The organism is Streptomyces sp. RPA4-2, from assembly GCF_012273515.2.
In the GTDB taxonomy this organism is placed as follows: domain Bacteria; phylum Actinomycetota; class Actinomycetes; order Streptomycetales; family Streptomycetaceae; genus Streptomyces; species Streptomyces kaempferi.
Genome location: NZ_CP050975.2, coordinates 2,011,818 through 2,023,213, shown reverse-complemented (window position 1 = coordinate 2,023,213; position 11,396 = coordinate 2,011,818). Strand labels below are relative to the sequence as shown.

Sequence of the window (11,396 nt, the reverse complement as noted above, 5' to 3'; positions counted from 1 at the left end):
GCGTCCCCGTTTCATGTTTCAGGGACGATGCGCGTCCTCCGAGTCGAGACGAGTCGAGACCAGACGAGTCGGGACGAGTCGGGACGGGGACCATCCGCCAGCCAACCGGAAGCACGGGAAGAGATGTCGGCACCGAATAAGTCGTACGACCCTGTAGAGGTCGAGGCCTTGAAACCGGAAGAGATCGAGCGCATGCGGGACGAGGCGCTCGCCGCCTTCGCCGCCGCCGGTGACCTCGACGCGCTCCAGGAGGCCAAGGTCGCCCACACCGGCGGCACCTCACCGCTGGCCCTCGCCAACCGCGAGATCGGCGCCCTGCCCCCGCACGCCAAGGCCGCCGCCGGCAAGCTCGTCGGCCAGGCCCGCGGCGCCGTGAACAAGGCCCTCGCCGGCCGCCAGACCGAGCTGGAGGCCGAGCGCGACGCCCGGGTACTGGTCGAGGAGGCGGTGGACGTCACACTGCCGTACGACCGGGTACCGGCCGGAGCGCGCCACCCCCTGACCACCCTGTCGGAGCGCATCGAGGACGTCTTCGTGGCCATGGGCTACGAGGTCGCCGAGGGCCCCGAGGTCGAGGCGGAGTGGTTCAACTTCGACGCCCTGAACATCGGCCCGGACCACCCGGCGCGCGGTATGCAGGACACCTTCTTCGTGAAGGGCCCCAAGGGCCACGAAGAGGAGTCGAACATCGTGCTGCGCACCCACACCTCGCCGGTGCAGATCCGCTCGATGCTCGACCGCGAGCCGCCGGTCTACGTGATCTGTCCGGGCCGTGTGTACCGCTCGGACGAGCTGGACGCCACGCACACCCCCGTCTTCACCCAGGTCGAGCTGCTGGCCATCGACGAGGGCCTGACGATGGCCGATCTCAAGGGCACCCTCGACCACATGGTCCAGTCGCTCTTCGGCCCGGACATGAAGACCCGGCTGCGCCCGAACTTCTTCCCGTTCACCGAGCCGTCCGCCGAGATGGACATGGTGTGCTACGTCTGCCGCGGGGACTCCGTCGGCAACCCCGACCGGCCCTGCCGCACCTGCTCCTCCGAGGGCTGGATCGAACTCGGCGGCTGCGGCATGGTCAACCCCCGCGTGCTGGTCGCCGCGGGCGTCGACCCCGAGAAGTACAGCGGATTCGCCTTCGGGTTCGGCATCGAACGGATGCTGATGTTCCGCCACAACGTCGAAGACATGCGAGACATGGTCGAGGGTGACGTCCGGTTCACCCGGCCGTTCGGGATGGAGATCTGATGCGGGTCCCGCTTTCTTGGCTGCGGGAGTACGTCGACCTGCCGGCGACGGAGACCGGGCGCGACGTCCAGGCCAAGCTCATCTCTTCGGGCCTCGAGGTCGAGACCGTCGAGCAGCTCGGCGCGGGCCTCAAGGGCCCCCTCGTCGTCGGCGAGGTGCTGACCATCGAGGAGCTCGAGGGCTTCAAGAAGCCCATCCGGTTCTGCACCGTCGACGTCGGCACCGCCAACGGCACCGGTGAGCCCCAGGAGATCGTCTGCGGCGCCCGCAACTTCGCCGTCGGCGACAAGGTCGTCGTGGTCCTGCCGGGCGCCGTCCTGCCCGGCGACTTCGCGATCGCCGCGCGCCAGACGTACGGCCGGACCTCGCACGGCATGATCTGCTCCGGTGACGAGCTGGGCATGGGCGACGACGGCAGCGGCGGCATCATCGTCCTGCCGCCCGAGCACGAGGTCGGCAGCGACGCCATCGAGCTCCTGGAACTCGTCGACGAGGTCCTGGACATCGCCGTCACCGCCAACCGCGGCGACTGCCTGTCGATGCGCGGCGTCGCCCGCGAGACCGCCATCGCGTACGGGCTGCCGCTGCGCGACCCGGCGCTGCTCGACGTACCGGCCCCGAACGCGTTCGGCTACCCGGTGCGGGTCTCCGAGCCGCTCGGCTGCGACCGCTTCACGGCGCGCACCGTGACCGGACTGTCCTCCGAGGCACGCTCCCCGATCTGGCTGCGGCGCCGGCTGCAGAAGGCCGGGATGCGTCCCGTCTCGCTCGCCGTCGACGTCACCAACTATGTGATGCTGGAGCTCGGCCAGCCCCTGCACGCGTACGACCGCTCCCTCATCCAGGGGACGATCGGCGTGCGCAGGGCGGAGCGGGGCGAGCGCCTCACCACGCTGGACGGCACCAAGCGGGTCCTCGACGCCGAGGACCTGGTGATCACCGACGACCGCGGGCCCATCGGCCTGGCGGGCGTCATGGGCGGTGCCGACACGGAGATCGCCGACCACGAAGACACCACGCGTGCCACCAGCGACGTCGTGATCGAGGCCGCGCACTTCGACCCGGTCTCCATCGCCCGCACCGCACGCCGTCACAAGCTGGCCTCCGAGGCGTCCAAGCGCTTCGAGCGGGGCGTCGACCCGCAGGCCTCCTCCGCCGCCGCGCAGCGCACCGTCGACCTGCTGGTCCTCCTCGCGGGCGGCAGCGCCGAGGCCGGGGTCACCGAGGTCATCACGCCGTCCGCGCCGCACACCATCACCGCCCCGGCGAACCACCCGGACAAGGTGGCCGGTGTCGCCTACGGCCGCGAGACCGTCGTACGCCGTCTCCAGCAGGTCGGCTGCGACGTCTACGGGCAGGACGAACTGATCGTCACCGTGCCGTCCTGGCGGCCCGACCTGGTGGCGCCGAACGACCTGGCCGAAGAGGTCATCCGCCTGGAGGGCTACGAGAACCTGCCCTCCACGCTGCCGCGGCCCCCCGCCGGCCGCGGTCTGACCGAGCGCCAGCGGCTGCACCGCAGGGTCGGCCGCGCGCTGGCCGGGGCCGGACTCGTCGAGACGCTGAACTACCCGTTCCTCAGCGAGGACGTCTTCGACCAGCTCGGTCTGGCCGCGGACGACCCGAACCGGCGGGTGGTCACCCTCGTCAACCCGCTGTCCGACGAGGAGCCCGCACTCCGTACGACGCTGCTGCCGGGCCTGCTCGGCGCGCTGCGCCGCAACGACGGCCGCGGTTCGCACGACCTGGCGCTGTTCGAGACCGGACTGGTCTTCCACCCCCGTGGGGAGCAGCGCATCGCGTCCCGGCTCCCGGTGGACCGCCGTCCCACGGACGAGGAGATCGCGGCGCTCACCGCCACCCTCCCCGCCCAGCCCCGGCACGTCGCGGTCGTCCTCACGGGCGCCCGTGAGCAGGCCGGCTGGTGGGGCAAGGGCCGCCCGGCCGACTGGGCCGACGCGGTGGAGGCGGCACGGACCGTCGCCCGTGAGGCGGGCGCCGAGCTCGTCGTCCGCGCGGGCCGTCACGGGCCGTGGCACCCGGGCCGCTGCGCCGAGCTGGCCGTCGTGCTCGACGGCGCGGAGCAGGTCATCGGTCACGCGGGTGAGCTGCACCCGCGCGTGCTGAAGGCGCTGAACCTGCCCGGACGCACCTGTGCGATGGAGCTCGACCTCGACCGTCTGGAGGAGGCGGGCGCCGGAGCACTGCGGGCGCCGCGGATCTCCGGGTTCCCGGTCGCCACGCAGGACGTCGCCCTGGTCGTCGACCAAGGCGTTCCGCACGCGGAGGTGGAGGCGGCGCTGCGTGAGGGCGCCGGTGGCCTCCTGGAGTCCATCCGGCTGTTCGACGTCTACGAGAGCGAGCAGCTCGGCGAGGGCAAGAAGTCCCTGGCCTACGCGCTGCGCTTCCGTGCGGCCGACCGGACCCTGACCGTCGACGAGGCGTCGGCCGCCCGTGACGCGGCGGTGGCCCTCGCGGGCGAGCGGGCCGGGGCGGTGCTGCGCGGGTAGCTCCGCCGGTGGAGCAGGGGGACTGCGGGTCCTTGGCCGGCCGCGGCTCGTCCGTGGCCGGCCGCGCTGTTCCCTGTCGGGGGTCGGGTGCGGGTGATCGGTGGTTGGTCGCGCAGTTCCCCGCGCCCGCGAAGAGCGCGTCCAGCGCCCGGGGCGTCATCGCTGGGGCGTACCCCCTGCCGGCCGCTTCGCGCGGGCTGTCCCCGTCAGGGAACCGCGCCCCGAAAGAGGCGCGGGAAACTGCGCGATCAGCCACGAACCACCCGCACCCGACCCCGAAATGCCGCTCCCTTCACTCACCTCACCTGCATAAATGCATGCGGCTGGGGATGTCTCACTCGTTCGGGTGGGAAGTTCGGGTGATGTGGCCCGATGGGGCCGTGCGGTCGACAGAATCGGACCGGTCTCGCGGAGGCCGTCTGCGCTGTCGGGCCTATTGGGGGGCCATCGGCATGATCCGTATCAAGGCTGGGGCCCCCGGCAGGGCGCGGCTCCGGACGCATGCGCGAGGGCAGGCCCGGACGGGCGTCGGCCTGCACGGTGACCTCGAGCGGTCGGTCCGGCGGGCCGACCGGCCGCCCCTGCGGCGGGCGCTGAGTCTGGGGCTGCCCACCGTGTGGGGCGCGATCGCGATCACATACAGGATCACCTGTCCGCTGGGCCAGCAGGACGGACTGGGGCCCCGGCTGGTCTCCAGCGCCGTCTTCCTGGTGGTGGGAACGGGGCTGATACTCCACGTCAGGGGGACGCTCCTGCGAGAGCTCAGACAGGTCCGCGAGGTCGCGGGCGCCGCCCAGAACGTGCTGCTGCGCCCGCTGCCCCCGCGCATCGACGGGCTGAACGTCGCCGCGGCCCAGCTCTCCGCGGACCGCGGCGCGAACATCGGCGGTGATCTCTACGAGGTGATCGCCACCGAGCACGGTGTGCGGATCGTCATGGGTGACGTCCGCGGGCACGGCCTCGGCGCGCTCGGGACCGTCGCCGCCGTCCTCGGCAGCTTCCGCGAGGCGGTCCACGACGAGCCCTCACTCGAGCGCGTGCTCGGACGGCTGGAGCGTGCCCTGGCCCGGCATCTGCGCGAGCGGGCGAAGGCCGAGCACCCCGCGGCGGGCCCGGACCCCGAGAGCCCGGTCGCCGAGGAGTTCGTCACCGTACTGCTGCTGGAGATCCGCCGGGACGGCGAGGTGTACGCGCTGAACTGCGGCCACCCCTGGCCGTATCGGCTGCCCGGCCACGCCGCACCGGCGGCCGGCCACGGCCGTGTCGAGCGGCTGTCGGCCGGCGAACCCCTGCCGCCGCTCGGGCCGTTCCCGCTCCCGGCCGAGCTGCCCCTCGTCCACTGCGGTCAACTGCGGCCGGGCGAGGCGCTGTTCCTGCACACCGATGGCGTGGAGGACGCGCGCGACGGCCACGGCCGGTTCTTCCCGCTGCCGAGCGCGCTGACCGAAGCCGTCCGGATCAGGCCCGCGGCACCCCAGTTCGTCCTGCACACCGTCCTGAAGGGGCTGCTGCGCCACACGCGCGGAAGACCCGCCGACGACGTGGCCGTCCTGGTCCTGCGCAACGACCGGCCGCGCACCTCCGTGCAACAGGACCGTCCCGTGGCCCAACACGTGCCCCGCTGACGGGGTTTGCGGGGACCGGGACCGGGACCGGGACGCGCCACGCGGTGCTCGCGGCCGACGGACCGTCACCCTGACGCGGTACAGCCGGCGGAGCCGTCCGCCCCGCCGCGGAGTGTCGGGCAGGCGGCTGGGCGGACGGCGCGGTGGCGGGCCGCCGCACTGTACGAGGGGGAGCCGGCGGCCCGGCCGGCCTCTTGCGAGGCATTTCAGTCAACCGGCCCGGAACGCTCCGCGACAGCGCGCGCACGGCACGGATACGGGCATTCCGTTCACACCCCGTGTGAAGGGGGACGTACTACTGTGTCGGCACCGTCGGCACTGTCGGAGCCGACGGCACCGAGCCACCCGGGGGGCCCTCATGCAGCCCAACACTCTCCTCGACGCCATTCTCGACGAGGCCGGCATCTCGCACGCGGGGCTGGCGGCCCATGTCAACCAGGCGGGGAGGGCGCGCGGTCTCGCCCTCAGGTACGAACACACGGCCGTGGCACGGTGGTTGAAGGGCCAGCGCCCGCGCGGCCAGGTGCCCGACCTGATCTGTGAAGTGCTCGCGGCACGCCTGCACCGGCCCGTGACGCTCGACGACATCGGACTCGGCATGCCGGGCGAGCCGTCCGCTCCGCACGGCACGTCCCTCTCCGGTTTCGTCGAAAGGGCCACCGCCCTGTGGCGCTCCGACGAACAGCAGCGCCCGCACGTCCTCGGCGCACCGGCCGTCACCGGCACGCCCGCCGTGATGCCCGTGTGGGAGTGGGAGAACCCGCCCGAGGACGTGGACGTCTCGCGGGGCGGACGCCATCACGTGAGCATGGCCGACATCGAGATGCTGCGCTCGGCCCGCGCGCACTACGAGCAGATGTACCGCAAGGCCGGCGGCGTCGCGACCCGCACCCGGATCGTCGGCTTCCTCAACGCCGAGACCGCGCCCCTGCTGCGCGGCAGCTACACCGACGCCACCGGCCGCCAACTGCACCGTGCTACGGGCGGTCTGGTCGCCGTCGCCGGTATCTGCGCCTACGACTCCGACGCGCACGGGCTCGCCCAGCGCTACTTCCACCAGGCGCTGCGGCTGGCCAAGGCCAGCGGGGACCGGGGGCTCGGCGCCTACGTCATAGCGCTGCTGGTCAACCAGTCGCTGTTCATGCGGGAGTACCGGCAGTCCGTCGCCTTCGCGGAGGCCGCGCTGCGCGCCGCCGGACGCCACATCACCCCCGCGCTCGCCTCCGACCTCTACGCGATGCAGGCCAAGGCGTACGCCCACCTCGGCGACGGCAGCAGCGCGTTGTCCTGCATCCGGCGTGCCGAGCAGGCCGCCGAGCGCATCCGGCGGGGTTACGAGCCGGACGAGACCGGCTATGTCCAGCCCGGCCTGGTCAACGTACAAGTGGCGGAGGCGCTGCTCAGCCTCGGCGACCTGGTGGCCGCGGCCGCGCACGCCGCCGCGGCCGTGGACACCCCGGCGCACGACCGGGGGAGGGTGCACCGGCTCGCCATGCTCAGCCAGATCGAACTGCGCCAGGGCAATGCCGACAAAGCGGTGGCCACCGCCGTCCAGATGGCCGAGCAGGCGCGCGGAATGGAGTCCCAGCGGCTGCGGGACAGACTGCGCGCGGTACGGGAACACCTGGTGCGCAGCGGCTGCGCGGGCACGGCCGAGGCGGCCGAACTCATCGACGGAGCACTGCGCGTACCGCTCTAGACCACCGGGCCCGCCCCCGCACCGTGCGCCGCTGTGCGCCTGCTGTCAGACCGCTTCTGCTGCGATATTGCCATCTACTCAGCGGAAGGTGGCAGAACCGTGCAGTGGACGAAACTGAACGAACAAACTGTGTACGCAAATCGCTGGTTCAGCGTCAATCTCGCAGATGTCGCGTTGCCGGACGGCCGGCATCTCGATCACTTCCTGATACGGCTGCGGCCCGTGGCCGTGGCCACCGTGGTGAACGACGCCAACGAGGTGCTCCTCCTGTGGCGGCACCGGTTCATCACCGACAGCTGGGGGTGGGAACTCGCGGCGGGCGTCGTCGAGGACGGCGAGGACATCGCCGTCGCGGCGGCCCGCGAACTGGAGGAGGAGACCGGCTGGCGACCGGGGCCTCTGCGCCATCTGATGAGCGTCGAGCCCTCCAACGGGCTCACCGACGCCCGGCACCACATCTTCTGGGCCGACGAAGGCGCGTACATCGGACACCCCGTGGACGACTTCGAGTCCGACCGTCGGGAATGGGTTCCCCTCAAGCTCGTCCCCGACATGGTCGCCCGCGGCGAGGTCCCGGCCGCCAACATGGCTGCCGCGCTACTCCTCCTGCACCACCTCAGGCTCGGGCAGGACGCCTTGCCCTGATCGATCCCCCCACGGCGTCCGGGGACCTAGTGGCCCAGGGCCTGCCAGACCGCCACGGCGAGTGCGCCCACGGCCGTGATGGCCGCGACCGCGGGCAGTGGCCAGCGGGTGTGTTCCATCGCGACGACGCGTGTGCTCAGGTCGTCCACGTCCTTGGCGGTCTGTTCGGCGCGGTGACTGAGCAGGGTCAGTCCTCCCTCGACGCGGGCCTGTGCCACGTCGAGTCTGCGGCGTAACTCTGCGAGTTCTCCATGGACCACGGGATGCTCCGGGTCGGCGGTCACGTGTCCGCTCCTTTCCGTAGTCGTCACATCCCTTACATGTGCACGGAAAGTCAACTCGCCTGGTGGGTACGTGGGGAGCGTGTGCGAGCGGCATATGCGGGCCCGGCGCGCACACGGCGTGTGAATGGCGTGGGCCCGGCACCACGAAGGGTGCCGGGCCCACGCGCGCACCGGAAACGAGAACGTCCGGGTGAGCGATGTGTACCTTGACGCGGACGGCTGGGGTATCGACAAGCCGGCGTCGCAATCCTGCTGAGCATCAGGCGCACCACCCCGGGGGCCGACGGCCTGCCGCGCGGAGGAACGGCTACTCGCACGGATCCTCGTCCGCGTGCCGCGCCGCCTTCTTCAGGGCCTGTTCCACGTCGTGCTGACTCTCCCCGGACGTGGCCGCGTGCTCGGCGATCGCGGCCTGTACCCGCTCGGACGCGTGTCGCCACATCCGCCATTGGTCCTCGTACTCCGCTCCGGAGAGACCGGCGAGCTTGGCGCGCTCTTCCTCGGCGGTGCGCTCCAGCGGGATCAGGCGTTCGATGTCTGTCACGGGGACGGAGCTTAGGACGGACGGCCGTGAGCCCCCGCCGCGGCGCGCGGGAGGTGATCCCGGTTCCGCACACGGCGGCCGCGCTCCGTTCGGCGAGGCCCGCGGTCGGGTCCGGGGGAGGCGAGTCCGAGGGAGTTGCGTGGGTTCCGGTCGGAACCTCCTCACAACTCCCTTGCCCCTGTGACGAGTTGCCGAAGGCCGCTCCCCGGACGGTGAGGGAGCGGCCTTCGGTGTGTCACGAGGGGGCTCGCGGCGAGGGTGTTCGCGCAGGTCAGGAGTAGGTGTAGAAGCCCGAGCCGGACTTCCGGCCCAGCCGGCCCGCGTCGACCATGCGCTGGAGCAGCGGGGGCGCGGCGTACAGCGGCTCCTTGTACTCCTCGTACATCGAGTACGCGACCGAGGCCACCGTGTCCAGGCCGATCAGGTCGGAGAGCTTGAGCGGCCCCATCGGGTGGGCACAGCCCATCTCCATGCCGTTGTCGATGTCCTCACGGCTGGCGATGCCCGACTCGAACATCCGGATCGCGGAGAGCAGATACGGGATCAGCAGCGCGTTGACCACGAAGCCCGAGCGGTCCTGGGCGCGGATCGCGTGCTTGCCGAGGGCCTTCTCGGCGAACAGCTGCGCCCGGCCGAGGGTGCCCTCGGAGGTGGTCAGTGCCGGAATCAGCTCGACGAGCTGCTGCACCGGCGCGGGGTTGAAGAAGTGGATCCCGACGACCTGGTCGGGGCGCGAGGTGGCGACGGCGAGCCGGACCAACGGAATCGAGGAGGTGTTCGAAGCGAGGATCGCGTCCTGCCGGGTCACCACCTGGTCGAGCACCTGGAAGATCTCGGTCTTCACCTGCTCGTTCTCGACGACGGCCTCGATCACGAGGTCCCGGTCGGCGAACTCGCCGAGGTCGGTGGTGAAGCTCAGCCGGTCCTGGGTGGCCGCGAGCTCGTCGGCGGAGATCTTCCCGCGCTCGGCCGCCTTGGAGAGGGAGTTGAACAGCCGGGTACGGCCGATCTCCAGGGCCTCGCCCGTGGTCTCGGCGACCTTGACGTCAAGACCCGCACGGGCGCACACCTCGGCGATGCCCGCTCCCATCTGGCCGCAGCCCACCACTCCGACGCGTTCGATGTCGGTCACATCGTCCCCTTCGCTGATCTACGGGCCTCGCAGGTCCCCCGTTGTTCGGTGCCTGCTCCGATCGTGCACGTTACTCCGAAGTATCGATGATCGATCGCCCGGGGCGGGCATGCTGGGCGACGACGGAACGATCCGTGAGCGGGCGGGTCCACAGGGTAAGAGGAGTGCGCGGATGGGGCTGCTGTCACGGCGGACGTTCACGGTGGCCACGGCGGCGGCGCTCACGGGACCGGTCGCCACGGGCGACTCGGTGGCGAGACCCGTCATCGTGGCCACCCCCGGCCCGCCCGGCCGGCGCAGCGCCCCCGCGGAGCTGCGCGGCATGTGGCTGACGACCGTCCTGAACCGCGACTGGCCCTCGCGGGCCGGGCTCTCCCCGGACCGGCAGCGCGCCGAACTCGTCGGCCACCTCGACACCGCGGTCCGCCGCCGTCTCAACGCCGTGATCTTCCAGGTGCGCCCCGCGGCCGACGCCCTGTGGCCCTCGGCGTACGAGCCGTGGTCGCAGTACCTCACCGGCGTCCAGGGCCGGGACCCGGGCTGGGACCCGCTCGGCACCGCGGTCACCGAGGCCCACGCGCGGGGTCTGGAACTGCACGCCTGGTTCAACCCGTACCGGATCGCCACGCACACCGACCCGGGCAGGCTGGCGGCGAACCATCCGGCGCGTACGCACCCCGGCTGGGTCGTCCGGTACGGCGGGAAGATGTACTACAACCCCGGACTGCCGGCCGTGCGGACGTTCGTGCAGGACGCGATGCTCGACGCGGTGCGCAAGTACCCGGTCGACGCGGTGCACTGGGACGACTACTTCTATCCGTACCCGGTCGCCGGACAGGCCTTCGACGACGGCGCGGCGTACGCGGCGCACGGCGCGGGCTTCCCGGACCGGGCCGCGTGGCGGCGCGACAACATCGACCGACTGGTGCGGGAGATGGGCACCCGCGTCCGGCAGATCCGCCCCGGCACTCGCTTCGGCATCAGCCCGTTCGGCGTGTGGCGCAACGCCGCGAGCGACCCGCAGGGCTCGGACACCCGGGCCGGCGTGCAGACGTACGACGATCTGCACGCCGACACCAGGAAGTGGGTCCGTGAACACTGGATCGACTACATCTGCCCGCAGGTCTACTGGAATCTCGGCTTCGCCGCCGCCGACTACGCGAAGCTCGTGCCCTGGTGGGCGGCCGTCGCCAAGGACACCGGCGTGCGGCTGTACGTGGGTGAGGCGCTCTACAAGGCCGGGGACGCGGCGCAGCCCGCGGCCTGGCAGGACCCGGCCGAACTCTCCCGGCATCTCACCTTCGCGCGGGCCTACCCCCAGGTGGGCGGCCACGTCTTCTTCTCCGCCAAGGGGGTCGGCTCCGATCCCCTCGGCGCGATGACGCGGGTCGTCGCCGACCACTACCGGCAGCCGGCGACACCCGTGCGGTGAACCACCGCACGGGTGTCGCCGGCCGTCGCGGCGGGACTACCGCATGGGGTCCTTGTGCCGGATCTCGGAGTCGGGGCCGGGCGAGCAGACGGCCTCGTGCCCGTCCGGGAACCGGACGCGATACGGGGGAGTCCCCTCCTTGCCCATGACCTGGGTGATCTCCGCGACCTTGTCGTGCTGTCCGACAACCCTGCCGTGCTGCACGAGCTGGTCGCCCTCGGTTGCGCGCATCTGAGGTCTCCCTCGCCAGTTGCGGGAGTGGTGGACCGTGGCCGTG

The 11,396-nt window shown here is 71.9% G+C and carries 10 protein-coding genes; 6 read left to right on the top strand and 4 right to left on the bottom strand.

Features of this window, described 5'->3' with window-relative positions; all coding sequences use genetic code 11:
* The first annotated feature begins 123 nt into the window (after positions 1–123).
* The 5 genes from pheS to HEP85_RS08540 all read left to right on the top strand — a co-directional run bounded on the left by pheS (position 124) and on the right by HEP85_RS08540 (position 7,727).
* Positions 124–1,248 (top strand): phenylalanine--tRNA ligase subunit alpha, encoded by a 1,125-nt coding sequence (pheS, locus tag HEP85_RS08560; RefSeq protein ID WP_168527251.1) that lies wholly within the window; start codon positions 124–126, stop codon positions 1,246–1,248.
* Positions 1,248–3,758 carry a phenylalanine--tRNA ligase subunit beta gene (pheT, locus tag HEP85_RS08555; RefSeq protein WP_329286464.1) on the top strand — a complete coding sequence of 837 codons (2,511 nt, stop codon included), beginning with the start codon at positions 1,248–1,250 and terminating at the stop codon, positions 3,756–3,758. The genes pheS and pheT overlap by 1 nt, the downstream gene beginning before the upstream one ends.
* A 452-nt stretch (positions 3,759–4,210) precedes the next feature.
* Positions 4,211–5,383: a PP2C family protein-serine/threonine phosphatase gene (locus HEP85_RS08550; protein ID WP_369657649.1), complete on the top strand. Its 1,173-nt coding sequence runs from the start codon at positions 4,211–4,213 to the stop codon at positions 5,381–5,383.
* Between the two features lie 358 nt (positions 5,384–5,741).
* A complete protein-coding gene (locus tag HEP85_RS08545) occupies positions 5,742–7,082 on the top strand; it encodes a transcriptional regulator (protein WP_168527250.1) in 1,341 nt (446 codons plus the stop codon).
* 99 nt (positions 7,083–7,181) lie between these two features.
* A complete protein-coding gene (locus HEP85_RS08540; protein WP_168527249.1) occupies positions 7,182–7,727 on the top strand; it encodes an NUDIX hydrolase in 546 nt (181 codons plus the stop codon).
* 26 nt (positions 7,728–7,753) lie between these two features.
* On the opposite strand, the gene HEP85_RS08535 is transcribed toward HEP85_RS08540, so the two are convergent.
* The 3 genes from HEP85_RS08535 to HEP85_RS08525 form a co-directional block, all read right to left on the bottom strand.
* Positions 7,754–8,011: a hypothetical protein gene (locus HEP85_RS08535; protein WP_153291574.1), complete on the bottom strand. Its 258-nt coding sequence runs from the start codon at positions 8,009–8,011 to the stop codon at positions 7,754–7,756.
* Positions 8,012–8,318: 307 nt separating this feature from the next.
* Complete coding sequence (locus HEP85_RS08530; protein WP_248001870.1) at positions 8,319–8,555, bottom strand: hypothetical protein; 237 nt, start codon at positions 8,553–8,555, stop codon at positions 8,319–8,321.
* A gap of 271 nt (positions 8,556–8,826) precedes the next feature.
* Complete coding sequence (locus HEP85_RS08525; protein ID WP_168527248.1) at positions 8,827–9,687, bottom strand: 3-hydroxybutyryl-CoA dehydrogenase; 861 nt, start codon at positions 9,685–9,687, stop codon at positions 8,827–8,829.
* 172 nt (positions 9,688–9,859) lie between these two features.
* On the opposite strand from HEP85_RS08525, the gene HEP85_RS08520 reads away from it, so the two are divergent.
* Positions 9,860–11,119 carry a glycoside hydrolase family 10 protein gene (locus tag HEP85_RS08520; protein ID WP_168527247.1) on the top strand — a complete coding sequence of 420 codons (1,260 nt, stop codon included), beginning with the start codon at positions 9,860–9,862 and terminating at the stop codon, positions 11,117–11,119.
* Between the two features lie 36 nt (positions 11,120–11,155).
* On the opposite strand, the gene HEP85_RS08515 is transcribed toward HEP85_RS08520, so the two are convergent.
* Positions 11,156–11,350 carry a DUF1918 domain-containing protein gene (locus tag HEP85_RS08515; RefSeq protein WP_168527246.1) on the bottom strand — a complete coding sequence of 65 codons (195 nt, stop codon included), beginning with the start codon at positions 11,348–11,350 and terminating at the stop codon, positions 11,156–11,158.
* Between the last annotated feature and the right edge of the window lie 46 nt (positions 11,351–11,396).